Source organism: Larkinella fluvii, assembly GCF_051857545.1.
In the GTDB taxonomy this organism is placed as follows: Bacteria; Bacteroidota; Bacteroidia; order Cytophagales; family Spirosomataceae; genus Larkinella.
Genome location: NZ_JBPZHB010000011.1, coordinates 160,220 through 186,957 on the forward strand (window position 1 = coordinate 160,220; position 26,738 = coordinate 186,957).

The 26,738-nt window shown below is 51.4% G+C and carries 28 protein-coding genes; 21 read left to right on the top strand and 7 right to left on the bottom strand.

Annotated elements, in window-relative coordinates; all coding sequences use genetic code 11:
* Positions 1-44 precede the first annotated feature (44 nt).
* Positions 45-308 carry a helix-turn-helix domain-containing protein gene (locus ACS5NO_RS27510; RefSeq protein ID WP_439418104.1) on the top strand — a complete coding sequence of 88 codons (264 nt, stop codon included), beginning with the start codon at positions 45-47 and terminating at the stop codon, positions 306-308.
* 11 nt (positions 309-319) lie between these two features.
* The gene (locus ACS5NO_RS27515; protein WP_439418105.1) at positions 320-469 is read left to right on the top strand and encodes a hypothetical protein; all 150 of its coding nucleotides are present in this window, start codon (positions 320-322) and stop codon (positions 467-469) included.
* Between the two features lie 110 nt (positions 470-579).
* Here ACS5NO_RS27515 and ACS5NO_RS27520 read toward each other — a convergent pair whose 3' ends face one another.
* The gene (locus tag ACS5NO_RS27520; RefSeq protein ID WP_439418106.1) at positions 580-1,149 is read right to left on the bottom strand and encodes a DJ-1/PfpI family protein; all 570 of its coding nucleotides are present in this window, start codon (positions 1,147-1,149) and stop codon (positions 580-582) included.
* A gap of 480 nt (positions 1,150-1,629) precedes the next feature.
* On the opposite strand from ACS5NO_RS27520, the gene ACS5NO_RS27525 reads away from it, so the two are divergent.
* From ACS5NO_RS27525 to ACS5NO_RS27555, 7 genes are all read left to right on the top strand, one after another.
* Positions 1,630-1,830, top strand: coding sequence for a hypothetical protein (locus ACS5NO_RS27525; protein WP_439418107.1), 201 nt, complete (start codon positions 1,630-1,632; stop codon positions 1,828-1,830).
* A 74-nt stretch (positions 1,831-1,904) separates the two neighbouring features.
* Complete coding sequence (locus ACS5NO_RS27530; RefSeq protein WP_439418108.1) at positions 1,905-3,890, top strand: tetratricopeptide repeat protein; 1,986 nt, start codon at positions 1,905-1,907, stop codon at positions 3,888-3,890.
* Positions 3,887-4,522 (top strand): response regulator, encoded by a 636-nt coding sequence (locus ACS5NO_RS27535; protein WP_150879863.1) that lies wholly within the window; start codon positions 3,887-3,889, stop codon positions 4,520-4,522. Before ACS5NO_RS27530 ends, ACS5NO_RS27535 begins: the two co-directional genes overlap by 4 nt.
* 100 nt (positions 4,523-4,622) lie before the next feature.
* Positions 4,623-5,075 carry a hypothetical protein gene (locus tag ACS5NO_RS27540; protein WP_439418109.1) on the top strand — a complete coding sequence of 151 codons (453 nt, stop codon included), beginning with the start codon at positions 4,623-4,625 and terminating at the stop codon, positions 5,073-5,075.
* Between the two features lie 33 nt (positions 5,076-5,108).
* Positions 5,109-5,609, top strand: a complete 501-nt coding sequence (locus ACS5NO_RS27545; RefSeq protein WP_439418110.1) for a hypothetical protein — start codon at positions 5,109-5,111, stop codon at positions 5,607-5,609.
* Between the two features lie 54 nt (positions 5,610-5,663).
* The gene (locus ACS5NO_RS27550) at positions 5,664-6,083 is read left to right on the top strand and encodes a hypothetical protein (protein WP_439418111.1); all 420 of its coding nucleotides are present in this window, start codon (positions 5,664-5,666) and stop codon (positions 6,081-6,083) included.
* A 333-nt stretch (positions 6,084-6,416) separates the two neighbouring features.
* Positions 6,417-6,590: a hypothetical protein gene (locus ACS5NO_RS27555; RefSeq protein ID WP_439418112.1), complete on the top strand. Its 174-nt coding sequence runs from the start codon at positions 6,417-6,419 to the stop codon at positions 6,588-6,590.
* Between the two features lie 67 nt (positions 6,591-6,657).
* Here ACS5NO_RS27555 and bla read toward each other — a convergent pair whose 3' ends face one another.
* The gene (bla, locus tag ACS5NO_RS27560) at positions 6,658-7,407 is read right to left on the bottom strand and encodes a subclass B1 metallo-beta-lactamase (protein ID WP_150879867.1); all 750 of its coding nucleotides are present in this window, start codon (positions 7,405-7,407) and stop codon (positions 6,658-6,660) included.
* 149 nt (positions 7,408-7,556) lie between these two features.
* On the opposite strand from bla, the gene ACS5NO_RS27565 reads away from it, so the two are divergent.
* The 6 genes from ACS5NO_RS27565 (at position 7,557) to ACS5NO_RS27590 (ending at position 16,890) form a co-directional block, all read left to right on the top strand.
* Positions 7,557-8,489, top strand: a complete 933-nt coding sequence (locus ACS5NO_RS27565) for a M20/M25/M40 family metallo-hydrolase (RefSeq protein ID WP_439418113.1) — start codon at positions 7,557-7,559, stop codon at positions 8,487-8,489.
* Positions 8,490-8,597: 108 nt separating this feature from the next.
* Entirely contained in the window at positions 8,598-10,472 is a 1,875-nt protein-coding gene (locus ACS5NO_RS27570) for a serine hydrolase domain-containing protein (protein WP_439418114.1), read from the top strand.
* A gap of 153 nt (positions 10,473-10,625) precedes the next feature.
* The gene (locus tag ACS5NO_RS27575; protein WP_439418115.1) at positions 10,626-11,636 is read left to right on the top strand and encodes an aldo/keto reductase; all 1,011 of its coding nucleotides are present in this window, start codon (positions 10,626-10,628) and stop codon (positions 11,634-11,636) included.
* A 73-nt stretch (positions 11,637-11,709) separates the two neighbouring features.
* Complete coding sequence (locus tag ACS5NO_RS27580; RefSeq protein WP_439418116.1) at positions 11,710-12,630, top strand: helix-turn-helix domain-containing protein; 921 nt, start codon at positions 11,710-11,712, stop codon at positions 12,628-12,630.
* Between the two features lie 476 nt (positions 12,631-13,106).
* Positions 13,107-15,740 carry a CotH kinase family protein gene (locus ACS5NO_RS27585; RefSeq protein ID WP_439418117.1) on the top strand — a complete coding sequence of 878 codons (2,634 nt, stop codon included), beginning with the start codon at positions 13,107-13,109 and terminating at the stop codon, positions 15,738-15,740.
* 211 nt (positions 15,741-15,951) lie between these two features.
* Entirely contained in the window at positions 15,952-16,890 is a 939-nt protein-coding gene (locus tag ACS5NO_RS27590; RefSeq protein WP_439418118.1) for a glycerophosphodiester phosphodiesterase family protein, read from the top strand.
* Here the strand turns inward: ACS5NO_RS27590 and ACS5NO_RS27595 are convergent.
* Together ACS5NO_RS27595 and ACS5NO_RS27600 are read right to left on the bottom strand one after the other, a co-directional pair.
* Complete coding sequence (locus tag ACS5NO_RS27595) at positions 16,874-17,236, bottom strand: transmembrane 220 family protein (protein WP_439418119.1); 363 nt, start codon at positions 17,234-17,236, stop codon at positions 16,874-16,876. The genes ACS5NO_RS27590 and ACS5NO_RS27595 overlap by 17 nt on opposite strands.
* Before the next feature lie 33 nt (positions 17,237-17,269).
* Complete coding sequence (locus ACS5NO_RS27600) at positions 17,270-17,962, bottom strand: tetratricopeptide repeat protein (protein WP_439418120.1); 693 nt, start codon at positions 17,960-17,962, stop codon at positions 17,270-17,272.
* A 404-nt stretch (positions 17,963-18,366) separates the two neighbouring features.
* Between ACS5NO_RS27600 and fsa the strand changes: the two genes are divergently transcribed.
* The gene (gene fsa / locus ACS5NO_RS27605; RefSeq protein ID WP_114407802.1) at positions 18,367-19,026 is read left to right on the top strand and encodes a fructose-6-phosphate aldolase; all 660 of its coding nucleotides are present in this window, start codon (positions 18,367-18,369) and stop codon (positions 19,024-19,026) included.
* A 102-nt stretch (positions 19,027-19,128) separates the two neighbouring features.
* The gene (locus tag ACS5NO_RS27610) at positions 19,129-19,809 is read left to right on the top strand and encodes a cell division ATP-binding protein FtsE (protein WP_114407801.1); all 681 of its coding nucleotides are present in this window, start codon (positions 19,129-19,131) and stop codon (positions 19,807-19,809) included.
* A gap of 75 nt (positions 19,810-19,884) precedes the next feature.
* Here the strand turns inward: ACS5NO_RS27610 and porX are convergent, their stop codons facing one another.
* Both porX and kdsB read right to left on the bottom strand, forming a co-directional pair.
* Complete coding sequence (gene porX, locus ACS5NO_RS27615) at positions 19,885-21,441, bottom strand: T9SS response regulator signal transducer PorX (RefSeq protein WP_439418121.1); 1,557 nt, start codon at positions 21,439-21,441, stop codon at positions 19,885-19,887.
* A gap of 414 nt (positions 21,442-21,855) precedes the next feature.
* Positions 21,856-22,584: a 3-deoxy-manno-octulosonate cytidylyltransferase gene (kdsB, locus tag ACS5NO_RS27620; RefSeq protein ID WP_439418122.1), complete on the bottom strand. Its 729-nt coding sequence runs from the start codon at positions 22,582-22,584 to the stop codon at positions 21,856-21,858.
* 94 nt (positions 22,585-22,678) lie between these two features.
* On the opposite strand from kdsB, the gene ACS5NO_RS27625 reads away from it, so the two are divergent.
* The 4 genes from ACS5NO_RS27625 to ACS5NO_RS27640 all read left to right on the top strand — a co-directional run bounded on the left by ACS5NO_RS27625 (position 22,679) and on the right by ACS5NO_RS27640 (position 25,858).
* A complete protein-coding gene (locus tag ACS5NO_RS27625; RefSeq protein ID WP_439418123.1) occupies positions 22,679-23,542 on the top strand; it encodes a hypothetical protein in 864 nt (287 codons plus the stop codon).
* Positions 23,539-24,606, top strand: a complete 1,068-nt coding sequence (locus ACS5NO_RS27630) for a LysM peptidoglycan-binding domain-containing protein (RefSeq protein ID WP_439418124.1) — start codon at positions 23,539-23,541, stop codon at positions 24,604-24,606. The genes ACS5NO_RS27625 and ACS5NO_RS27630 overlap by 4 nt, the downstream gene beginning before the upstream one ends.
* A 148-nt stretch (positions 24,607-24,754) precedes the next feature.
* On the top strand, positions 24,755-24,976 hold the full coding sequence (locus ACS5NO_RS27635; protein ID WP_114404947.1) for a hypothetical protein: 222 nt from the start codon (positions 24,755-24,757) through the stop codon (positions 24,974-24,976).
* Between the two features lie 84 nt (positions 24,977-25,060).
* Positions 25,061-25,858 carry a TIGR02757 family protein gene (locus tag ACS5NO_RS27640; RefSeq protein ID WP_439418125.1) on the top strand — a complete coding sequence of 266 codons (798 nt, stop codon included), beginning with the start codon at positions 25,061-25,063 and terminating at the stop codon, positions 25,856-25,858.
* 12 nt (positions 25,859-25,870) lie between these two features.
* Here the strand turns inward: ACS5NO_RS27640 and ACS5NO_RS27645 are convergent, their stop codons facing one another.
* Entirely contained in the window at positions 25,871-26,704 is an 834-nt protein-coding gene (locus tag ACS5NO_RS27645; protein ID WP_439418126.1) for a hypothetical protein, read from the bottom strand.
* Positions 26,705-26,738: the final 34 nt, after the last annotated feature.

A 26,738-nucleotide genomic window follows, 5' to 3' on the forward strand; every position in this document is an offset into this window, starting at 1 on the left:
AGGCCGATGATGAGGCCTAAATCGCCCCTTTACAATACACTGAGATGGAAAAAACGAAAATTGATCTCACTGCGGAACTGGAAGAAATCAAGCGAGGCCAGCAACAAACGCTGGATTTTCTGAAATCGCACGGCCAGGAACTGGATCTGGGCGAATGGCTGTCGGTGCGGGACTACGCCAAAAAATACGGTGTTTCGATTCAGGTGGTGGTCAACTGGATCAACCGGGGCATTATTCCGGCTGACTGCGTTGAAGACCTGCCGATGTTCAACAACATTCGCATGGTTCGGGACAAGATGTATAAATGAGAAGCCACCCTATGAAAACGAAAAATAATACCCTCACCACGCTCGAACAGTTCAAGAACCAGCATTACGGCGAACGGGGCAGTGTGAAGCGGGAAGAATTGGAAGCGGGCTATGAAAACTTCAAAAGAAGTTCGCTTTTCAACCCTTCAAAAAATCGTTGAACGTGGTTTAGATGGGTATTTGGAGCTTTCAATCAAACTTTAGAGCCGTTTCTGCTTTCTTCAGCAAGCGCAGAAAGAAGGCAGAAACGACACGGCTTCAAATTCGGCTTTTACTCTTCCACGAGTTCCTCTTTTTTGAGACAGGCAAAGACTTCGCGGTAGAACTCGGGGTGTGATTGCCAGGTCTGTGCGGTTACCATGTTCCGGTCGCGGACGGCCTGTTGGGTCGAATAGGTGCCACCACCCATCTCAATTTCGGTCCGCACATGTTCGTAAGCGGTTAGATTCCGGTTGTTCGCCAAACCGGCGGTGACCAGAATCTGGATGCCGTGGCAGATGGCAAAGACCCATTTGCACTGCCGGTCAAACGCCCGGACAACCTCCAGCAGCCCGGCATGGTTGCGCAGGTATTCGGGGGCGCGGCCACCCAGCAGCAGAATGGCGTCATAATCGTCGACCACCACCTCGTCGATCGTCAGGTCGGAAACCAGACAATAGCCGGGCCGCTCGATGTAGGTATCCCAACCGGGTTCAAAATCGTGCATTACCAGGTTCAGCCGGCGTTTGATGGGCGCGGCAATCACCGCAATGTCGCCTTCTTCCTGAAAGCGGTGAACGGCATAGAGGGTCTCGTAACTTTCGCCACCATCACCGGTGACAATCAGGATTTTGCGATTCATGGCGTAACGATTTTAAAACATGAGGTAATAATAGAGCCATTTTACCCCGCTAAACCACCAAAAGCAAACAATCCAGCCGTCCTACCTATCCGTTAAAATCTGATTACGTTCCGGATAGTCCGCGCCCGCGATTCGTAGGATTCAACAGAAGTCAACCTTTCAAAAAACCGTTCTTGTGGGTCGCGTAGCGACCAGATGTTTGTAGAAAAAGAAGGCATTTCTCCCCTTCCAGGATCGCGTAACGCGTAGCGATCCAGCAAAAAGCAAAGTCCGATCGCTATGCGACCCAAAAGGCCGAAACCCGGTAGGCATTAGGCTACAAACATTTCGTCGCTACGCGACTAAAAACCGGGCAGAGTGATCGGTATGGTATGTCAGCCAAAAAACCGCCGATCCGTCCTTTAAAAGCCCAAAAAACCGCAAACACTAACCAGCCGCCCGGTGTTGTATGGGTTCACCTCACGCTTGCCACCATACGCCATGAAATATGCGGTTTCCTACAACATCGAGCAATCCGTTTTTGAGCTTCGGGTCGACGACCACGCCCCCATCGTCTTCACCAACCACTTTCAGGTGATCGAATACCTGGAACAGGCCGGGCTGTCGGAACCCGACGGGGATTACGTCTATGATCCCGTCGAAAAGGGTTTTACTTTTTCGGAAGCCTATGCGCTCGATTAAACACCGGTTATGAATAAATAAAGAACCAGTCATCTATATTTACGAATCAATGCCTTGGCACAACCAACATCTGTATGCTGGTCAAACGACTTTTGCTTGTAGTTTCGGTTCTGGTTCTATCGGAAACAAACGCTTTCGGACAGTCGCTAGCGGACACCTCGGCCATTCTGACGCAACTCAACCAGGCCGAGGCTATTGAAATGCAGCAGCCCGAAAAGGCCCTGCAGGACTACCGGGAAGCCCTGGCAGTCTCTCAGAAAACCGGCTACACCAAAGGATATTTTGAAAGTGTACGACTCATCACCTACCTGCTGGATGTGCTGGGTCGGCACGACGAATCGGAAAAACTGGCGACCGAAGCCCTGCAAAAAGCCCTGCGGGAGCCGTCCGAACAATACCGGAGTCAATGCCATTTTGCGCTGGCACAGTCGGCCAAGTGGCAGGGCAAAAACAAGCAGGCCATTCAGCACCTCAAGCTGGCCGCACCCTACATGCTGGCCCATCAGAACCGGAAAAAGGCTGCGGTTCTGTACCAGAATCTGGGCCTGATCTACGAAGCCGAAAAGCTGTATCCGCAGGCCCTGAACTACTACAACCGGGCGATTCAATATGACCGGATTGCGAAAAGCACGAATCAGGAACTGGCGGTGGACTACCACAGCCTGGCCTCTGTGTACGTCAAACAAAACCGGTTGAAGGAAGCGCTGGTGTATTACCGGAAAACAAAAGCCCTTCTCGACACGACCAAAGACCTTTCGCTGCTGATCAATTTGTACAGCAACATCGCGAATCTGCACAACGAAGAAGCCCGGTACGACTCAGCCTTGTTTTACTACCAGAAAGCCCTGCGGCTGAATCGCCAGTCTAACAACCCCCTCCAGGAGTTGCATTTGCTGGCCGGTCAGGCGGCTACGTATAACGGCCTGAACCAGTTTGCAAAGGCAAAACCGCTGCTGGATCGGGCGCACGACATGGCGAAAACCAACCGGGTGGGCCTGTCGGAATTTCGAAACATCTACCGGGAATATGCGAATGCCAGCCACGGTTTAGGGGATTACAAAACCGCCTTTTCGTGGTATCAGCAGTATGTCAAAACCAACGATTCGTTGTCGACGCGGGAGGCCAAGGAACTGCTGGGCGAATACGAATTGAAACTCCGGCAGGCCGAAGCGGGGCAGCAACTGGCCGAAAAACAACGCCGGATCGAGCAACTGGAACAGGCGCAGCAACGTCAGAAGCTGTGGCTATTGGTGGCGGGGCTGGTAGGACTGAGCGTGGTGAGCGGTCTGGTGTTCGCCTACTTCTATATGCGCCAGCGTCGGCGTACGGCAGACAACGCCCTGCTGGCGGCCGAGCGCGCCCACGAACTCGCCGTGGTGCAGTCCGAATTGCAGGGGCAGCAGAAAGAACGGCTGCGGATTTCCAAAGAAATGCACGATGACCTCGGCGCATCGCTGACGACGATCGGTTTGTTGAGCGAGGTGGTCAAAACGCGGATGAATGCCGCAACGCTCCCTGAAATTGCCAAAATTTCGGCAATTTCGGCCGACATGGTGACGGCCATGAACGAAATTATCTGGTCGCTGAACACCAAAAACGACAGTCTCAACGGACTGATTGCCTACACCCGGGCCTTCGCCAGCGAGTTCATCGAAGATACGGATTTGCGCCTGCGGACGCAGGTAAGCGAGTCGCCCCGGGAGATTGCCATGCGGGGGGTAGACCGGCGGAATGTGTTTCTAACCGTAAAAGAAGCCCTTCATAATGTGGTGAAACACGCGCAGGCCACGCAGGTCTGGCTCACGATCCGGCCCGAAGCCGACCGGCTGGTGATTGAAGTCGCCGACGATGGTCACGGTTTTGCCCCGCATGAACGAAGCCGGTTCCGGAACGGATTGGGGAATATGAAAAACCGCATGGGCGAATCGGGCGGCACCTGTGACATTTCTTCCTCGCCGACGGGTACCCGTGTGACCATCACATATCCCTACCCGACGGCCAAAAATACTGCAAATGCAGTATGGCAGAAAACCCAAAAAAGCGCCAATATTGCCGGATGAACACCCCCATCACCGTCGCCATTGTAGAAGACAAGGAACTGATCCGGCAGTCGCTGGCCATTCTGGTCGATGGTGCCGACGGTTTCGCCTGTCAGGCCACCTTTGAAACAGCCGAAGCGGCCCTAGATCATTTGCCGGGTCAGTGTGTCGATGTGGTGTTGATGGACATCGACCTGCCGGGCATGAACGGCATCGACTGTGTGCGGCACCTGAAACAGCTCTGCCCGACCACCCAGTTCATGATGTGTACGATGTATGACGAAGACGAGACGGTTTTTGAAGCGCTCAAAGCGGGGGCGAATGCCTACATCCTCAAGCGCAGCCCGCCCCATAAACTCCTGGAAGCCATCACCGAACTGCACGAAGGCGGATCGCCCATGAGCAGCACCATTGCCCGCAAAATTGCCAGTTCGTTTCACATTAGCCCAACAGCCCCCAACGAACTGGACGTTCTGACACCCCGCGAGCGGGAAATTCTGGATCGGCTGTCGAAAGGACACAGCCACAAGGAAGTGGCCACAGAGCTGTTTGTCAGCCCCACCACCGTCCGGAAACACATCTTCAACATCTACGAAAAACTCCAGGTCCACTCCAAAGTTGAAGCGGTCAACAAGTACCTGGGACGGAAATAAAGCGTAAAAAATCATACAAATGCGGTATTGTCGGCTCGGGAACGAGCCGATAGTTTTGCCCCGGTGATTGACGGTAATCACCCCAAAACAACGCACGATTATGAAAACGCTCCTCCTGTTCCTTCTGGTAACACTGACTTTTACGGCCTGCAAAAAAGACGATAACGAAGTCGCGCCCGCCAAACCGGCGGAAGCCGTGGCGGGTACATATAACCTGAAGTCGTTCTATTACGTTTCGGGAGACGACCGCATCAATCTGCCGACGCTGCCGTATACCCAGAACGGCCAGACCGTATCCGGCACCGCTAGCCTGACGCCCCAAACCACCGACGATCAGGTGACCCTCCGACTGACGCTGAAAATAACGGGCAGCGACGATCAGTCCATCGAGCTGAAAAATCTCACCGTGCAGCAAAACGGGTCGGGCTATGATCTAACCGCAGGAAACCAGACCATTGCCAGTTCCGACGGCAAAAAAATGAATCTGGCAATTTCCGAAACCGATCCGACCACGAAGGAAACATCCGAGCTCAAGTTCACGGCCGAAAAGTAACCTCACTTGTTCCACCCATTTAAGGATCTGATTATGTGCAAGAAACTTGCTTTTATCCTCAGCACGGCCTTCCTGATGCTGCTGTGCAGCGATCGTGTGCAGGCCCAGAAAGCCTTTGAGCAGGGCCGGATTGTTGGCACCGCCGGTTTGCTCCTGGAAAACAATGCTACACCCGTTACGTTAGCCGTTGAATATGGCGTTACGGATGAGATCGGGATCGCTGGTAAAGTGGTTTATCAGTCAAACAAGGGCTACAGTGCCTATTCGATTGGCGTGCTGGGCAACTACCATCTGGCCAAAGCTTTTTCGGTTATAGGCAATAAACTTGACCCTTTCCTGGGCATTCACATCGCCAAACCCTTTGCGTCGCGGGATGGGCGAACGGACTCCGGAAACGTTTTTGCCGGTGCCCAACTCGGTGCCCGGTATCTGGTCAATGAACGGATTGGCCCGTATGCGCAGCTCAATCTTGGACTCGTCAATTCGGCCGGTTCCAGCTTCGAACTCGGTGCAGCCTTTAAATTCGGGAGGTAAAGCGACCTGGACCGTTCATTTTATATCTCCCTGTCAACTCAAAACGCTACGGCTATGAAAATCTGGATTAGTTTTTTGCTCCTCGTTTCCTCACTGGCTCTGGCTCAGTCCGAAGAACCGCTCAAAAAGGGAAATACCGTTTATGTCGAATCGTTGTCGAAAAACGAAAATAGCCAGGAAACGCTGAAAGCTTTTGTCGATCAGCTTCAGGAATGGGGCCATTGGAAAGTAGCCGCCAACAAATCCTCGGCTGATTTCATCATCAAGTTAAACCTCGAAGCCAGCAGAGGCATCCGGGTTACGTCCTGGGGAGGCACCTCGATGGCCTGTAGTGCCCGGTTCTACGACAAAGCCGATGTGCTGCTCTGGGAAACGGACACCTACAGAGCCAGCCCCAACGGCACCAACGGGTTTAACGCCAAACGGGCTGCGGCCCGTAAGCTGGTGAATGCCATTGAAAAAAAATACCGGTAAGTTCACACGATAGCCTTTGCCAGAATCGGCAAACACCTGACCAGGTGCTTCCGGTTAGTACATAAAAACCGGCCTGTTCCAGGTCGGTTTTTTCTATGTCAGACCCAACTTTTCCGCTCTACTCACGACTGTTCATACGCGCAAATTACTTGTATTTTCCGTAGTTAAACCGGTCATTTTGCGATCTAAATCTGTACTTATTTTGTTATCTAGGCGTATCCCAATTCATGCGATTAATTGAACCCGAGCGGCTTTTTCCAGCGGCAGGTTTTCACGGTTTCATGATGGGGCTGATACGGTTTTACGCTTCTATTTATTACAACAACAGATACCATGAAAAAGCGCATTGAACTTGAGCTAACGGCAAACGAAGCGCAGATGCTGGCCTTCCTGCTGCACACGGTTACCGACCAGTTCCACGCCAGTAAAGTCCTTCGTGACCGGGCCAAAATCAGTCTAAAAGATTTACGAACTGCCGAAACGGTGCGGAGAAAGCTAACGCATTAAATAAAACCGGAACCGTACCGGGAAAATCTTTGACGGCATTCGTTAAAACCGCCTGACGCTTGCCCTTTTAACGTTTGGAAGCCGCGTGCTTCTCCAGCAACCGCAGCGTATGGTCCAGGGATTTCGGATCACTCCATTCTTCATGACCCGGCACTACAATTTTTGCCGTGCCAAACCGGCTTTTTACCCGTTGAATGGAATTCGCCCATTCCTTCAGGTTGGCGTCGGCGAGGTTGCCCATCCCGAAAGCAGCCACACTTTTGACGAAACAGCCGCCGTGCAGAATCTGCTGCTTCGGCAACCAGACCACAATGTTGTCGCTCGTGTGCCCTTCGCCCGGAAAATAACAGCGGATGGGTTCCTGCCCGATGGTAAACGTGGTATCGTTTGGTACGATGGCTTCGGGAGCCTCATAACCCAGTTTTACCGATTTTTGGGCCGTCAAGGGGGTACTGATCACACGGACCCCGGCTTTCCGGAGTTCGGCAATCCCGCCGACGCGGTCTTCGTGGGCGTGCGTGACAATGCAAAGCCGAACGGGCTGACGCAGGCTGTCGGCCACCCACTGGAGCAATTGCCGGGTGTTGTCGGTATTGCCATCGCTGTCCCAACCCGAATCCACGAGCACAACACCATCTTTTGTTTTAATAATCAGTCCGTTAGAGGGAACACTGGTGTTCTGATAAACCCCGTAGGTCGTATGAACGAGAACCTTATCATTCAGGGGCGTTACCTTGAGTTTCGGTTTTTGCGACGATTGAGCCGAGGTCTGACGCTGGAACAGAAGAGCAAAAACAAGTGCTGTCAGGATGCGCATGAAGTAGAAAACAGCTTGATGAAGGAATTGATTCGTTGGTGAAAAAGCGGTGATACCTGATAACAAAGTTGCGAAAATGTTTTCAATCTGAAACCATTGCAATAAGGCTCTGTGCTTCAAAACCGGCAAAATCCGCTACTTTTACGGGCATGAACTACCGATTTTTTGCTTTATTTCTTCTGTTAACCGTTCCGGTTCTTGCGCAGGAGCCATCGGCCAGCCGCATTACCCGACACATCAAAAAACTGGCTTCCGACCAAATGAAAGGCCGGGGTACCGGCAGTCGTGAAAATGCCAAAGCCGCGGCCTACATTGCCCGGCATTTCCGAAAATACGGTCTGAAACCGCTGGGGGAAGACGGTTTTTACCAGCCTTTTACGGCCAAAATTCGGCGCGTGGTGGTGCCCGACAGCCTCCGCAAAGCCGCCAACGTCATTGGATTTCTGGACAACGGCGCGGAGCATACCATCGTGATCGGCGCGCACTACGACCACCTGGGCCTGGGCGATCAGGGCAGTTCGCTGGACGCCAACCCGCGGGGACAGATTCACAACGGGGCCGACGACAATGCCTCAGGCGTGGCCGGTTTGCTGGAACTGGCGCAGTATTACGCAAAAAATTCGGAGAAAGAACCGTACAATTTTCTGTTCATGGCGTTCGGCGCGGAAGAACTGGGGTTGCTGGGTTCGCGGCATTTCCTGAACCACCCCACCCTGCCGCTGGACCGGATGAACTTCATGGTGTGTATGGACATGATCGGCCGGTATAACCCGGAACGCGGCATCGGCATCGGAGGCTACGGAACCGCCGACGCCTGGCCGACGGTTTTCAAAGAAGTCACCGCCGGGGTAAAATTTTTCACCGACCGGGCCGGCAACGGCGGTTCCGATAATGCGGCTTTTTACGCCAAAAAAATTCCCGTGCTGTTCTTCCACACCGGCGGTCATCCGGATTACCACAAACCCAGTGACGATGCCGAGAAAATAGACGCCAAAGCCGAGGAGGAAATTCTGCGTCTGGAAATCAAACTGATCGACAAGGCCATGAAGCTGCCGAAGATGACATTCACCCCGGTTCAGTAAGCTACCCGGCGAACGATTCTGTCCTGGCAGAGTATGGCCGGAACCAAAGCGACTTTCTACTGAAAATGCGCAATTGACAGCGTTGGCCCACGTAGAAAGACCTCCGGCATGACCTTCCCCCAACAAATTCGTTATACGTTTTTCCTTTTTTGCTTCCTTTTCGTTCATCTGACCGGAAAAAGCCAGGAAAAACCAAAGTCCCCCAAAACCATTCCGGAACTTCAACGGGCGATTGAAAACGTGCTGAAAGAAACCGGGACCCCGGCGGTCGGGGTGGCTTTGGTGAACGGAGACAGTACGGTTTGGGTGGCCGGTTTGGGAAAAGCCAATCTGGAAAAAAACACAAAGGCTACCGCTACGACGCTGTTCCGCATTGGTTCGGTGTCGAAAATGTTCGTTTCGCTGGCGATTCTGAAGCTCCAGGAAGAAGGCCGGATAAGTCTGAAAGACAAGGTCCGGGATTTAGCTCCCGAAATCGCTTACGTTAACCCCTGGGAAAAAACCGCTCCGATTCGGGTGGAGCATCTGCTGGAACACACCACGGGCTGGGACGATATGCACATGGCAGATTACGCCCTCAACGATCCAACCCTTACGCTGAAACAGGGACTCGATTTTCTGCCGGGCACCCGGACATCCCGCTGGATGCCGGGCACACGAATGGCCTACAGCAATTCAGGTCCGCCGGTGGCCGCTTACATCATCGAAAAACGGACGGGCCAGCGTTTTGAAGACTACATACAGACTCATTTTTTTCAACCGCTGGGCATGACAACGGCGACCTATTTTGCGTCGGAGCTTTACCGGCAACGGGGGGCCACCCTCTACGTGAACAACGATCCCCAGCCGTATTGGAACATCAGCGTTCGTCCGTCGGGGGCCATTAATGCGTCACCGCTGGATATGGCCCGGATGCTGCGTTTTTTTGTCAACCGGGGTCAGGTTGGTGGCCGGCAACTCGTGCGTGAAGCCTCCCTGAAACGCATGGAAACTCCCTCCACCACCACGGGCGCCCGGGCGGGTCTGGACTACGGATACGGTTTGGCCAACTATTCGACCCCGTATAAGCAGTTTGTGTACCGATCCCACTCAGGCGGGGTGAACGGCGGACTGACGGATTTTGCATATCTCCCGACCCACCGTGTGGGCTATGCCATTATGATCAATGCCGCAAACGGAAATGCCCTTTCCCAGATCGGGAACCTGATCCGGAGTTTTCAGACCGCCCCTTTTCAGACCGATTCGACCCGCAAAAAACCGGTGGATCGAAAGCTCGATGATGCGATCTCGGGCTATTATGTTCCGATCAATCCGCGGGTGCAAAAGATGTATTTTCAACAGCGGATTGTGGATGTAAAGCGCCTTTGGCGGAACGGAAATTTTCTTTTTAGCCGAAACCTGTTCGGGGGCGGTTTAGAAACCCACGTCGCCCTGACCGACCGGCAGTATGCCTCACCCGAAACCGGGAAAATCAGTGTGGTGCAGGTACAGGACCCGCTGGCGGGGGAAGTCGTTCACGTGGGCAGTCTGGCTCTGCTGCGGATTTCACCGGTTCTGGCCTTCGGTCAATACCTGCTCAGTATCCTCTGGATCCTGTATCTGCTGGGTTCGGTAATTTTCGGCAGCATCTGGTTGATCCGATACTGGAGGACCAGCCAGGGCCGTAAGGAGACACGCAACGTTATTTTGTGGCCTTTTCTGACGAGTCTGCTTTTTGTGGTGACCACGATTCTGGGCATCATCGGCGGGCAGGATCCAATGGAACGGCTGGGAAAGATGGGGTTTCTATCGGTTTCCGCGCTGGTATTGTCCATTCTTTTTGCCCTGGCGGCCGTCTGGTCCGTCATCACGTTGATCCGGGAACGGAAAGCCAGCCTGAACAGAACACTTTACTGGCACATGGTCGTGCTGTCGGTTCTCCATATCATGGCCACCGGGTATCTAACGTGGTTTGGGGCCATTGGCGTACCAAGCTGGCAGTAACGCCCATCCGTCAGGCAGAAAAAACGGATCGAAATCCGTTCGATCCGTTTCCTCATTTTGGATACAACATCAAGAGATCTGGTTACTTTTTCGGAGATGAACTGTCGCACCTTTGCAGCGTCAATAGTTGACTCCGATTTAACAAGAGAACTTATGAGCAGTATTCAAAAAACGAAACTAGGCAGTCTGGGGCTTGTCGTTCCGGCCATTGGACTGGGTTGCATGGGCATGACGCAGATTGCGGGCATGGATATTTACGGAAAAGCCGACGAAGCCGAATCCATTGCGACCATTCACCGCTCGCTCGAACTGGGCGGCAATTTTCTGGATACGGCGGACTTGTACGGCCCACTCGCCAACGAACGGCTCGTGGCCAAAGCCATCCGGGGAAACCGGGATCAGTATGTGATTGCCACCAAGTTTGGCTACGAGATCGACGATAATGAGCAACTGACCTGGCGGATCAACGGCCAGCGGGACTATGTCAAAAAAGCCGTCGAGCGTTCGCTGAAAAACCTGGGAACCGACTACATCGACCTTTATTATCTCCACCGTCTGGACCCCAACACGCCGATTGAAGAAACCGTAGGCGCGATGGCCGAGCTGGTTCAGGAAGGGAAAATCGGGTACATCGGGTTGTCGGAAGTGGGTTCGGAAACCATTCGGAAGGCGCACAACGTTCATCCCCTGACGGCGGTCCAGACCGAGTATTCCCTGTTTGAACGCAGTGTGGAGGAAGACGGTATTCTGGCAACGATTCAGGAACTGGGCATCGGTTTTGTGGCCTATTCGCCGTTAGGACGCGGATTTCTGTCCGGCGACATTCAGACACCAGATGATTTTCCCGCCAACGATTTCCGCCGGAGCATTCCCCGCTTTCAGGGGGAGCAGTTTCACAAAAACATTGAGCTGGTGAACGAGATCAAGAAACTGGCCGCTGAAAAAGACATTACGCCGTCGCAACTGGCCATTGCTTGGGTGATTGCCAAAGGCTTCTTGCCCATTCCGGGTACCAAACGCGTGAAATACGTAGAGCAGAATCTGGCGGCCACCGGCATCACGCTGAGTGCTGACGAACTGGCCCGGCTGGAAGCCATCATTCCGCTGGGAACGCCAACCGGCGACCGGTATGACGCTGGAGGAATGGCGATGGTAAACTTATAAATAAAAGTAGAAAGGCAACCCGGAAAAGCATTGCCAAAAAATGCTTTTCCGGTTCTTTAAAAACGAAACCGGCATGAAAAAGAACGACCGTTCTCCCTATTTTATCAGTTCAATCGCTGAATTACACCGGATTTTGGAGTTACCCAAACCAGAACACCCGCTGGTGAGCGTGATTAATTTCGAAGAAATAACCTGCTATACGGATGAAAGCATGAGAAGCCTTATTTACAATTTTTACTCGATCTGCATTAAAAAAGGATTCAAAGGAAAATTAAAGTATGGTCAGAACTATTATGATTTCGACGAAGGGATCATGACGTTCTTTTCACCGGGGCAAGTCATTACCACGGATATCACGGATGAACTGGCACTTTCGGGTTGGTGGCTGGTGGTGCATTCCGATTACATCCGGAATTACCAGTTGGCAAAATCCATCCGCAATTACGGTTTTTTTTCGTATGCCGCGAATGAAGCCCTGCATCTTTCCGAAAAAGAAGAAGCAATGGCCACCACCATTATGAAGAATATCGAACAGGAATATCGTTCGAATATTGACTCCTACAGTCAGGATGTTATTGTTTCGCACATTGAATTATTGCTTAATTATTCAAACCGGTTCTACAACCGGCAGTTCATCACCCGAAAGGCTGCCAACCATGATTTGCTGATCAAGCTGGAAGCGCTCTTAGCGGATTATTTTTCCGGCGAGAAAGTGCAGCAACTGGGGCTGCCGACGGTACACTACATTTCGGAACAACTCGCCATTTCGCCCAATTATTTAAGCGACCTGCTGCGCAACCTGACGGGCCAGAGCACCCAGCAGCACATCCACAATAAACTGATCGAAAAAGCACAGGAAATTCTGACGACCACTTCCCTCTCGGTGAGCGAAATTGCGTATCAACTCGGTTTTGAATACCCGCAGTCATTCAGCAAACTGTTCAAGAATAAAACGAATCTCTCTCCGCTCGAATTCCGGCATACATTCAACTAGATTTCCGAAGTAATAGGAATGCATTGCCGGAGCATGTCGTAACCGAAGCCTATTACGACATGCGCTTTATTCATTCTTTCTACCATAAATTTTGTCTTGTAGTAAGTCAATTTAAAATTGCTTTTACAAGCAATTTTTATGACATACAAAACGCTATTATCGGACAAAAACATCCACCTCTACAATCGGAATAGTTATACCGTTTGATAACTTAACCCGAATTACCCTTTTAAATGATGCAGTTCTTAGTCACCCGGTCACGCCATTTAGTCTGCCGAATGAAGCTTTTGGGTATAGGCCGATAATTCACTTCCTCTCCTGGTAAAGAATCAATGTACCATCCTATAAATAAATTCTATATTTGTAGTAGTATATGACGCAGAAATAGAACTTATTCCGTTTGAGAAGCCTGTTTAGCCGTCATATAGCTTTTAACCTCTTTTATATCACTCCTTACTTAAAATTTTTCTCGCGTTATGAAGAAAACCTTTACCGCTATTAAATCCCTCTATTCGTGTTTTTTGGGAATATTCCTGCTGATTTCCTTTCTGGAAACCACGGTAGTATGCGCACAGTCCATTAGTGTCGAGCCTGAGAGCTTTCAGGTTGATAAATCAAGAAAGCTGATCGTCTGCAATCGAATTCCGGCCATTCCACCCGGACAACCGGCACGTCCGAAAATCATGTTTGATAAGGAGTATACCTTTTCAGAAGCGACTGCCGCTTTTGAAAAGGGCAAGGCCTACAAGATTAACAACAACGGAGCCATCTTTACCCTGTTCTTCACTGGCTTGCCGATCCTGAACGTTAAAACCGTTAACAGTAAAGCTATTAACGAAAAAGAAGACGATGTCCGGACGCCGGGAACGATTACCCTTTCTACCGCGGATAAGCCACTGGTGACGTCTTACATGGGCATTCGGGTACGGGGAAATTTCTCGAGAGGTTACCCGAAGAAAGGGTATAATATGGAGTTGTGGAACGATATAAAAGGGGATGAAAGCCGGGATGTTAGTCTGGACGGATTGCGCGAAGACAGTGACTATTACCTGCTGGCCATGTACGGCGAATCCATGCGACTCCAGAATGCAACGGCGCATTCACTCTGGCTAAAAACGCACACGCTGCCGTATATCGCGAAAGAACCGGAAGCCATTGGCGGAATCCGGTTCCGGTATACCGATGTATTCATTAACGGTTCTTATAACGGCGTTTATCTGCTGACCGAAAAGGAAGACCGGAAGCAATTAAAACTCAAGAAAATCACCGACGACGGCGAAGTTAGGGGCGAACTCTACAAGACTAATCCGGGAAGTGCAACTAAATATACCGGACCTTTGCCCAGCTACGATCCCAATGCCGGACTGAGTTGGGGCGGGTTCGAAATCGATTATCCGAAACAGTCATTCTGGTTTAACCTCTATGACTTTGTAAACTTTATCGTTAATTCTTCCAATCAGAATTTTAAAGCCGGTATTTTCAACCGGGTGGAAATTACCAGTTTGATCGACAATTTCGTTTTCATTAACGCCATCCGCGCTGCGGATAACATGTCGAACAACCAGGTGCTGGCGAAATACAAAGAAGGTGAAAAATACTTTTACCTTCCGTGGGATTTGGATGCTTCGTTTGGGTATGATTTTACGGGAAATAAAGAATACCATACGAACGATGTCATGACCAACGGGCTCTATAACCGGCTCCTGTCGCAGGACCCCGATGGGTTTAAATCCAAACTACGAAAACGCTGGTTTGAGCTGAGAGGCACCATTTATAGCCTGGAAAGTATCAAACAGGAATTGCGGACTCATTATAACCTGCTCCAGAATGAAGGAGCCTACGCCCGCGAAACCCTGCGGTGGCCCGACCGACTGGCATTAGCCGACTTCTCCTACATCGATCCCTGGCTCGAGAAACGCCTGGCTTTTCTGGACAAATACTTCGGAGCTTTTCCGGCCGACGCACCCGCGCCCTTTGTGGTCACGTTGACGTCATTTACAGGCGCCATCGACGGAGCGCAGAAAAAACTGGACTGGGCCACCAGCAAGGAGCAAAACTCCCGCCGGTTTGAAGTTGAATTCAGTACCAACGGCAGTTCCTACAGCAAAGTGGGTGAAGTGGCGGCAGCCGGTACCAGTGATGGCACCAAAACCTACAGTTTCACACATTCGAATACCTCCTCACCGGCGTATTACCGCCTGAAAATGATCAGTACGAGCGAAACCTCGCAGTTCAGTAGCGTGGTTCAGATTACGGCCCCGGGCGGTTGTACACCACCGGCGCCCCCCGCCGTCAATGCCAGTTCCACGACGGCGACATCCGGCCAAAGTGTGCAACTGACGGCTACCGGGTGTGCTTATACGGTGGTCTGGAGCACCAACCAGACGGGATCGCCGATCACCGTGAACCCCACCATAACGACCAGTTATACCGCCAAATGCCAAAAGGAAACCGGTTGCGAAAGCGGCTCCTCGACTGCCGTTACGGTTACCATCAATAATCCAACCACCGTAACCGGCAATTTTGAAGGATTTCTGGACAAGGTCGAGTGCGGAACGATACGGGGGTGGGTCTGGGATCGGAACAAACCCAACACCCCGCTGACGGTCGAGTTTCTGGAAGGCAACACCTCCCTGGGAACGGCACTGGCCGATATTTACCGCGAGGACATCAAAGCCGCCGGAAAAGGTGACGGTCGGCACGTCTACAGCTTTCCGACACCCGATAATCTGAAAGACAACCGGACCCATACCATTTCGGCGCGCGTGCTGGGCAGCACTTACACGCTGAAACAGGCTCCCAAAGTGCTCGGCCCCTGCGCCCCCGGCGCCCGCTTGAGTGCCTCATTCGATGACGAATCCGGCATCCAGATTTTGGTCGCGCCGAATCCGACAAGTGGCGAATTTGAGGTAAGCTTCTACACCGCCACCTGGCAGCAATCGACGGTATCGGTTGTCGATTTACTGGGTCGCAACTGGTTTACAAGCACGCTGGAAGGCAGTGGAATCCAGAAGCAGAAAGTGCGGTTAACCGGTGCCACCGGGCTGTATATGGTTCAGGTTCAACAGGGGCAGGACGTTCGCACGAAAAGTCTGGTTCTGCAGAAATAAGCGGTTTTTAATCCATCTATTGAGGGCCTGTCAGGAGTTGTTCCGGGCAGGCCCTCGGTGTGTATACATCTCCGTGGTTTTAAAATTGCCCCCGAAACCGAATAAACTCAGGCATTTTTAACCAAATTGCGGTTCAAAAACCCATACAGTCGGCAGGTATGCCGCCAGCGTAACCCGTCACCCTTGTACGACTGTTCACTCCCTGATTGGTATGTTTAAAACAATTCCCTTTCTGGCTTTCCTTTTCTTCCCGTATCTCGTCCAGGCCCAGCAACCTTTGCACATTTTGGCGATCAAAACGCCCAAAGAACTACACAGTTTTTTCCGGTGGACGGGCAAAGACCGGCCGATCATCAGCGGCCACCGGGGTGGCATGGTGAAAGGATTTCCGGAGAATTCGATGGCGACGTTCGAGAACACGCTGAAACACACCCCGGCTTTTTTCGAGATCGATCCACGTCTGACCAAAGACAGCGTGATTGTGCTGATGCACGACGCGACGCTGGAACGAACCACCACCGGAACCGGGAAAGTGGGCGACTATACGTGGAATGAACTGAAGAAATTCCGGCTGAAAGATGCGGAGGGAAATATCACCGAACACCGCATTCCGACACTGGCCGAAGCCATCGACTGGGCGCGGGGAAAAACGATTCTGAATCTGGACAAAAAAGATGTGCCTTTCCGGATGATTGCCGCGCTCATTAAAGAACACAAAGCCGACGCCTTCGTGATGTTGACCGTTCACACCGCCGAAGACGCCTTATATTACTACAAAGGAAACAAAAACCAGATGTTTTCGGCTTTTGTGAAAACGCCCCAGGCGATGAAGGAGTACGAGAAAGCCGGGATTCCGTTTTCGCAGATGATCGCCTACATTGGCCCGGATGTCAAACCCGAAAACCAGGAAATGTACCGTTTGCTGAATGCAAAAGGTGTCATGTGCATGATTTCGGCGGCTCCCACCTATGACAAACTCAGAACGCCGGACGAGCGGGCAGCCGCTTACAGGGCGGTTTTCAAAGACGGCGCCAGCATTCTGGAATCCGACCTGCCCATCGAAACCGCCGAAGCCATTCAGTCGATGATTCCCGCCAAAAGTGCGAAGAGCGTTTATTTTAAAAAAGCCGTGGTCAGTGACCGGTTCTGACAGACGAGTTTCCCCGCGTCAATCCCGCCAGCAGCAGCATGGCCACGGCGCAGATTGCCAGTCCGCCGGATTCGCGGGCCAGTTCGACGTTGAGTGTTTTCATGCCCATTTCGTCCAATAAAAACCCTTCAAATTGTGGGGGCCACCAGTAGATGGCCGAAACCAGGTAAATGGCACCGGCCGCCAAGTAAAACCACGGACGCCCGGCGGTTCCGAGCGCCATAAAACTGGCAATAGCAGCAAATCCATAAATGGGAACCCACACCTGTGGGTCGGGGTCGTTGTATTGAAAAGCCGCGAAGAGGGTAAACAACAGACCAAACGTGATGGCAAGAATCTTCCGCATGGGTTTAGTAGGTATAAAAGTGTAAAAGATCTTTTATTGACAGTATTCGGTCAGATACGCCTGGGCTTCGGTATAGCCCAATTGTTTGGCCTGTTTCAGACTCAGACATCCATTTTCGCGCTGGTTCATCATAACCTGGGTCACACCCAGGGCGTTGAACGCTTTGCCAAATTTAGCGTCCAGTTGCACGGTTTTCGTAAAATCATTCAGGGCCTCGGGATATTCTTCCTGCTGAAACCGGATGTTTCCCCGGTTGAAGTACGCCAGTGAATTTTTCGCATCCCGTTGGATGGCCTGGTTGAAGTCCGACAAAGCCGATACCAGATTCCCGCTGTTGGCAAACAATTGGCCCCGGTCGAGGTAAATGTCGGAGGAGTCAGGTGCCCGGCGGATGGCTTCGGCGTAATCTTTCAAAGCCGAGTCGGTTTCGCCCCGGGCGGTTTTCAATTTCGCCCGGTTGTAATACGGTTTATAGAAGTCGGGCTTCAACTGAATGGCCTGCTCATAATCCAGCAGGGCATTTTCGTAGTCTTTCAACTCAAAATAGGCGACGCCCCGGCTGTTGAACGCTTCGTAATTATCCGCATCAGCATCGATCGCCTGATTCAGGGGCTGAATGGCTTCACGAAATTTGCCCTGCTGCATCAAGGCCCGGGCTTCCGTCAGTTTGCCTTCCGACGATGTGCAGGATTGCAGGATGAGCAGGCAATAGACAACAAGGCCCATCCCGAGCGTTCTGCCGCTCTTTCCTGAGATTCTTTCGAACGGGTAACGGCCTTTTAGGGTATTTAAAACGGTCTTTCTCATAGGATCAACGTGAAATTGCTACAAAAGTAGCCAGCGGCTTTTATTTTCCTGCATAAATTACTAATTTTGCACCCGGCAAACAGGCACTACCAGCTCCTGCTGAATCCCCCAGGTCTTGACAGAAGCAAGGGTAGGCGGTCGTAGCGGTGAGATGTCGGTTTGCCTTTTTTTGTTTTCCAGCATTCTGAACGCGGCCCAATCGCTTCAGAACCTGATTCGCTCAACGGAAAATCAAAAATCCGATCGTCTGATTGAACGATTATCTTTATTGTTGAACGCAATCTAATCACTCATATCATCTCTTTTCTTTCAGTTTAGACTCTATGAAATTTTTCATCGATACCGCCAATTTAAACGATATTCGCGAAGCGCAGGATCTGGGTATTTTAGACGGGGTGACCACCAACCCATCTCTGATGGCGAAGGAAGGCATTACCGGTAAAAACAGCGTCATGCAGCATTACAAAGCCATTTGTGACATTGTCGATGGCGATGTAAGCGCCGAAGTGATCGCGACTACGTTTAACGAAATGATTGCCGAAGGCGAAGAACTGGCCGAAATCGATGATAAAATTGTCGTGAAAGTACCGATGATCAAGGAAGGCATCAAAGCCATCAACTACTTCACGGAAAAGGGCATCAAAACCAACTGCACGCTGATTTTTTCGGCGGGACAAGCCCTGCTGGCGGCCAAGGCAGGTGCCACGTATGTGTCTCCCTTCATTGGTCGTTTGGATGACATTTCGGTCGATGGAGTTGCGCTAATCGAGCAAATTGCCCTAATTTACCGCAATTATGGCTACGGCACGCAGATTCTGGCGGCTTCCGTTCGGCACCCGATGCACATCATCCAGTGTGCTGAAGTGGGCGCCGATGTCATGACCGGGCCGCTGAGCGTAATCAACGCCCTCTTCAGCCATCCCCTGACGGACATTGGTCTGGCCAAGTTTTTAGCCGATCACAAGAAAGCAGCTACCAAATAAGTTATGAGTTAAGAATTAAAAATTAAGAGTTGGCTGACGCATTAAACCGCACAGTTAACTTTTAACTCTTAATTCCTAACTCTTAATTCTTAACTGACAATTATGTTCTCTACCGAACCCGTTCTGTCTCTGAATCAGGCTGATATCTACCAGGGAGGTCGGATTGTCCTGGCTGATGTGACGTTTGACGTCAACAAAGGGGATTTTGTGTTTTTAATTGGCCGAACGGGTAGCGGCAAAAGTTCGCTGCTCAAAACGCTGTATGCGGACCTTTGGCTGCAAGCGGGTACCGGCCGCGTGGCCGGTTTTGGCTTGGAAAAACTGAAGCCGAAGGATGTTCCGTATCTGCGCCGGAAAATTGGCATTGTCTTTCAGGACTTTCAGCTTTTCATGGATCGCAACATCGAGGAAAACCTGCGGTTCGTGCTCAAAGCCACCGGGTGGACGGATCAGACCAAGATGAAAAACCGCATTTCCGAGGTGCTGATGCAGGTGGGTCTGGGAACTCTGCAAAAAAAAATGCCCCACCAGCTTTCAGGAGGGGAACAGCAACGCGTGGTGGTAGCCCGCGCCATGCTCAACGAACCCATGATTCTGATTGCCGATGAACCCACCGGAAACCTCGACCCGGCCGTTGGCGAACAAATCATGAATGTTTTCCAAACCATCAACAATTCCGGCACCGCCATCCTGATGGCCACCCACAACTACGACTTCCTCCGCAAGTATCCCGCCCGGGTGTTGCGCGTTGAGGATGGGAAGGTGATTGAGCAGGGATTATAGAGTTAAGAGTGATGAGTTAAGAGTTGGCTGGCGCGTTACACTTTTAACTCTTAACTCATCATTCTTAACTCTTTATTACTTCGGTTTCAAATACACAAACGGAATGATCATTTCTTCCAGCGAGACTCCGCCGTGCTGGAATGTATCCCGGTAATAATTAACGTAGTAATTGTAGTTGTTCGGATACGCAAAGAAATAATCTTCGAGCGTAAAGACATAGGCCGTGGAGACGTGAATCCGGGGCAGGAAGAAGTTTTCCGGTTTGCGGCAAACGAACAGGTGGTTGTCGTCGAAACCCAGGTTTTTGCCCTGCTTGTAGCGCAGGTTGGTGTTCGTATCCCGGTAGCCCACAATCTTGGCCGGTTTCTGCACCCGAATCATGCCGTGGTCAGTGGTGATAATCAGCCGACCGTTCTTCTCCGAAATCTTCCGGACCAGTTCCAGCAAAGGCGAGTGGCTAAACCAGGACCGCGTAATCGAGCGATAAGCCGCTTCGTCGGGGGCCAGTTCCTTGATCATGGCCATGTCCGTCCGGGCGTGCGACAGCATATCCACGAAGTTGTAGACGATCACGTTCAGATCGTTCTGCATCAGGTTGCTAAAGTTATCGACCAGGTGTTTGCCCTGGTTGATGTTCAGAATCTTGTGATACGAAAACTTGATGTTCAGGCGGCTGCTGTCGATCTGGCGTTTCAGAAACTGGTCTTCGTTGTTGTTCAAACCGGCTTCTTCGTTGTCGTCGTTCACCCACAAATCGGGATGTTTTTTCTCCATATCGCTCGGCATCATCCCCGAGAAAATGGCGTTCCGGGCAAAAGCCGTCGTGGTCGGCAGAATAGAATAATAGGACGATTCTTCTTCAACCGTAAAATACTCGGATAGGATCGGCTCGATCACTTTCCACTGGTCGTAGCGCAGGTTATCGATCAGCACGAAGAAAAGCGGGTTGTTCTGCTCGATCAACGGAAACACTTTCTTCCGCATCAACTGGTGCGACATCACCGGTTTGTCGCCTTTGGGTTCATTCAGCCAGTCTTCGTAATTGTTCATCACGAATTTGCAAAACGTGGCATTGGCCTCACTCTTCTGCATGTTGAAAACTTCGCCCATACTCTTGTCCTGCGCGCCATCCAGTTCCAGCTCCCAGAAAATGAGCTTCTTATAAATATCGACCCAATCTTCGAAATCGACGCGGTCGTTATACAGGTTCGATAAATTCCGGAAGTCCTGCTGGTAGCTCTGGTTCGTCTTTTCGGTGACCAGGCGTTTGTTGTCGAGAATTTTTTTAACCGACAGCAGAATCTGGTTGGGGTTGAGCGGTTTGATGAGGTAATCGGCAATTTTGGCCCCGATTGCCCCTTCCATGATGTGCTCTTCTTCACTCTTCGTAATCATCACAACCGGCAGGTTGGGCCGCATTTGCTTGATTTGCTGGAGCGTTTCCAGCCCCGTCATCCCTGGCATCATTTCGTCCAGAAAAACGAGGTCGAAGTTTTCCTGATCCACTTTTTCGAGCGCATCAGCCCCACTGTTCACGGGTGTAATGGTATATCCTTTGTTATTCAGAAAAAGAATATGGGGTTTCAATAAGTCAATTTCGTCATCGGCCCAGAGGATGGAATAATTTTGCATGATACGGTTTTCTGCGTGGTTAGATTGAATAGTGTATTCTAATTCAACTTGGTAACGACCGAAACTGTTTAGGTGGTTCGATTTTAACAGTCTTTAACATCTCGTTCCAATGAAATGATCGGTCTTGACCGGCGGGCAAGTTACCTTTTTCAGTTCACCTTTTTGAAAAATGATTGTTTTTCTAGCAGTTTGCGACGGATAAAGATATTGCGCGAGGTCTGAGTTTGGGAGTATCCGGCATGCTTATCCCTAAGGGATTGAACAGCGCAGCGTCGGTAGCAACAAGGCGAATCGCTCCCCCGCGTGCCGTGAGGTACGCGACTGCCGGACAAATGGTTGCGTGTCCCACGGCACGCGATCTTTAGCAAAAACCCATCTTCTACCGACGCTACGCTGTTTAATCCCTATGGGACACTAATGCACCAACCGCTCCAGATCCTCCGGCGTGTCGATCCCGTAGCTGTCCAGTTCCGTCACGACGCAGCGAATCCGGTAGCCGTTTTCGAGCCAGCGGAGTTGTTCGAGGGCTTCGGCTTTTTCCAGCAGCGAGGGCGGCAACTGCGTAATCTGACCCAGAATATCGGCCCGGTAGGCATAAATACCGATGTGTTTGTAAAATAAATGGTGCTGCAGCCATTCCTCCGACGGCCAGCCGCGCAGGTACGGAAGCGTCTGGCGACTGAAATACAGGGCCTCTCCCCGGCTGTTCAGTACCACTTTCGGTGTACTCGGATTGAACAGCACTTCCGGATCTTCGATCCGCTTCACCAGTGTGGCCAGTTCCGTCTGTCCATCCAGCACCGAAGCCAGCAGATCGATCTGCTCAGGTTTGATAAAAGGCTCATCACCCTGAATATTAATTATATAATCGAACGTCTCTCCAACGGCCCGCATCGCTTCGTAACACCGGTCGGTTCCACTCTGGTGATTCTCGGAGGTCATGATGACCTCTCCGCCAAACGCGCGGACCGGCCCCGCAATGGCTTCGTGGTCGGTCGCAATCACTACCCGGCTGAGGGAGGTCGCCTTTTGGGATTGCTCCATCACGCGTTGAATCATGGTTTTTCCACCAATATCCGCCAGAGCTTTGGCCGGGAAACGGCTGGAGGCATAACGAGCCGGGATAATTCCGAGGATGTTCATTCGTCGATTTTCGGTATTTTTGGTGCAAGATACACGGAACTCGGCTTACACAGGAAAAAATGGCGTGCTGATTCTGTCCCGATCCTTAATCCGAATGACCAACGCAAACCCCGATCAGTTGCCTATCGCTTTCCAACTACGGTTTTCGGACCCGGTTTGGCGACTGGTTTTTGAACAGGTCGATACAAGCCCCGGCCTGTTTGTTGCCGAATTGCGAAACCGAGATTTCCAGACGCTGACCTTCGCAACCGTGGCATTACCGCAAGGAAAGGTGGTTTACGAAACTGTCCCCCAGTTGCCGTTTCACTCTTCCCTGATTGGTGTCTGGAATGGTCAGGCACTCTACCACCGCTTCGATAACAACCGGTTGCCGGTTCCAACGGCCCTGGGAAACGTGGACCTTAAAACCGGTCAGCCGCGCTGGGAGTGGCCCCAACACGTTTTAACCGGAGCCAATGCCGAACAGGTTTGGGCGCAACGAGCCTCGCTGACCGACCTGGCCACCTCCCCCGTTGTGGCCTTTCGGCTGGCCGATGGCGAACCGGTTGAAACTGCTGAAAATCCACCGGTTTTCAACAATTCACGCTTGTCTTTTCCCGTTTCTTACACGACGGCCAGCACCTGGTGGCCGGTTGTCGACCGGTATATAAAAAAACAGACGCAGCAGGAGCCGATTGGCCCGGTCGATTATTTAGAAATTGGCGATAAACTGATTTTTTCGTATTATTATCGTGAAACAAACGATCAGCTACACGCATCCGTGTTGATCACCGACCGTCTACGAACGATCTGGTTACACCAGAAAACCGGCCAGGACCCTGAAACCGCCCGGCCGCTCTCCGAATCAAACGTCCAGCCGTTGGTCGGAAACGGCTCTTTCTGCGTCTGGCAAAACCAGATCATCATTCAAACCACTTCAACTTGTCTTACGAGTTATTATTTGACACCAATGCCATGAAGCGACTGATGCCGCTGTTACTAGCTGGCTGGCTGACCAGTATCGTTACCCAAGCCCACCCTGTTCTGCCGGATTCTCTCGGGATGGAGAAGAAAGACGGTAAATTGTACGTTCTGCACCGGGTCGAACAGGGGCAAACACTGTATTCGCTCGTTCGGAAATACAACACCACCGTTCAGGCCATCAAAGACGCCAATCCGGGCCTTGCCGATGGCGTCCGCTACGATCAGGTTGTGCGTGTTCCGGCCGGCAATTTGTCGCGGAAAGAAGAAAAAGCCGTTACCAAAGCCATCAAAAAAGAGGAAAAAGAATCGCTGAAACGCGAGGAGCGCCAAGTGAAACAGGAAACCGTTCGGGAAGCCAACAGCGGTATTCACCAGGTGGAACCGGGGCAAACCCTGTATAGCCTGGCGTCGCGCTACGGGGTTTCGATGGAGGAAGTTCGCAAATGGAACAACCTTTCGTCCGACCACATTGTAAGTGGTCAGGCACTGATCGTGTCGGAAAAGGCGTGGCGTGTACGGGAACCGCTGGCCAAGCCTGTCGCCGTGGCCCCCACCCACCGGTCTGACTCCTCGACCGAAGTTTCGCGGACCTCCCGCAACGACTCGCCCAAAACCGAGCGACCGGCGGCTCCTCCACGCACGGTTCCAACGCCCCCCCGGGAAGAGTCCAGCCGACCCGTGGAAAGCGAACGACCAGCCGCCGAACCCACCAGTTCGGCCCCCTCAGAACCCCGCATCATTCGCCCCGGCGATTCAGGCCCGCTTCCAAACCCCGGTGGCAACACGCGTCGCATTTCCGAAATCGGGATGGCCGAAATCATCGAAAACTCCGGCAACTCGAATAAGTACCTGGCTTTGCACCGCTCCGCCCCCATCGGCACGCTGGTTCTGGTGCGAAACGACATGAACCAACAGTCGATCTGGGTGAAAATTATCGGCCGCCTGCCCGACACCAGCGTCAATGACAAAGTGATCGTGAAAGTTTCGGCACGGGCCTTCGAGAAACTTTCTCCCGCCGATCGGCGTTTTCGTGCTGAGGTTAGTTACTTAGTACCTTAAATGGTTGGAATGGTTAAAAATGGTTTCAATGGTTGGCTGGCTGTCTTAACATCTGATTGTAAAATCGTCAATCATTTTTAACTATTTAACAATTAAACCATACAGCCATTTAACCAACCTCCAATTTTATTCGACGTTACTCTGATTTATGCTTACACCAGAACAAAAAGCCGAACGCATTGCCCGCCGGCACAAAGAACGGGAAGAGAAGATGAAGGCAACCACGGGCTACAAAGTCTGGAGTACCGTTTTCACCCTTTCCTACCCAATCATTGCCCTGTTTACGGCCTTGTTTTCCGTCGTGGTTTCGTTTTTTTCCAAGATCTCACAAGGCGTGGTTTACGTTTTGAGTGGCGGAAAAAGCAAATAATAGCCTGCTAATCCGAAATTTTTCGGCGCATTCAGAAACCCATTCGAATGCCTGCCGCCTGCCTTTGTGGTTCAAACCGTCCTCATGTACGATTCCGTATCCGTAAAAGAATTACTCGACCGAAAAGTCGGGCAGTATAACCAACGTTCGTTCATCGAAAAAGATCCCATCAGCATTCCGCACCGGTTCAATCGACGGCAGGACATCGAAATCATGGGATTCTGGGCGGCCGTGCTGGCCTGGGGACAACGTCCGGTCATTCTCAAAAAAGCCGGCGATCTGATCGACCGCATGGACGGCGCACCCTACGATTTTGTACTGAACCATCAGGACACCGATTTGAAGCGGTTTTTAGACTTCAAACACCGTACGTTCAACGCGACGGACACCTTGTATTTCCTGCATTTCTTTCGCCAGTTTTACCAACACCATCAAACCCTGGAGGATGCTTTTATACCTGCCTGCAACCTCGAACAAGGGCCGAATGAGGGCAACTGTCACCCGGCAGGAATCTTCCTGGAAACGTTTCACAACCTGTTTTGCGGTGATCCTTTTTTTCCGGATCGGACCCGCAAGCACATCGCTACGCCCACCCGAAATTCGTCCTGCAAACGGTTGAATATGTTTCTGCGCTGGATGGTTCGGCGCGATGAACAGGGTGTCGACTTCGGCCTCTGGAACCGCATCCGACCGGAACAACTCATCATTCCCATCGACGTACATGTGGAGCGCGTGGCCCGAAAACTGGGGCTCCTGGATCGTCCTCAAACCGACTGGAAAGCTGCCCTTGCGTTAACCGAAACCCTGAAACAATTTGATCCGGCCGATCCGGTAAAATACGATTTTGCCCTGTTTGGGCTGGGTGTGGAAGGCGAAATGTAAGCACGGTTTGGGTTACTCCAGTTTTAAACCGGGAAGATCGATCTGGTGAATAAACCACCAATTGTTCTCATTTCCGTAACAAACCAACTTTCCCTTGTTGGTAAATAAGGTTTTTTTGTCTTTCTCCCGTCCATAATGAAGGGCCAGGTGTACGGTTCCCTTCCGTTGGTTTTCGTTTAGATCGATGCCTTCGATCGTCCAGCCGACAAGCAAATAGTTGTGCAGATAGGCCCGGTAGGTATCGAATTTTACAATCACATGCTGATACAAGTCCTCCAATGGATTGTTGTTGATGTAAAAATGAGGAGACAGGCAGCTTTCCAGTCGCTCATAATCACGCTCGAATAAACCAGAGAGCAATTCGTCGGCAATAAAAATACAGGAGTGCGTATAATCCGGACAATAGTAATTGTAGTCGATGCTGTAACTGATGCCTGGCAATCGAACTTCTTTGACTTCCCGTTTAAAAACCATTTCGGTCAGAAACGAGTACAATTTCCGGTCGTCCGCGTTGCTGTGTGGATCCGATATGGCAATTTCAATTCCGTTGTGGGCCAGCAACAGCAGAAGCCGATCGACTTCCCGACTCACCTGACTATCCGACAATTCATGGGATGGCCGGTAAACCGGGCGTCCGATGAAGTCATAAATCGGGAGAGTACGGGCGGTAAGCGATAGCTGGTAGTAGAGTAAGTTATGCCTTCTTTCCTTATAGTCTACGATCTCTTTCGGTAATCGTCCTTCTCCAAACACAGCCTCCCGTTCCAGGGCCTGTTTGAGCTGACTGATTTCGTTATGCGCTTTGTATATTTCATCGGGGGAAAGCACTTCTTCGGATGCAAACACGGCGAACGACAATTTTAGGTAGTTACATAGTATA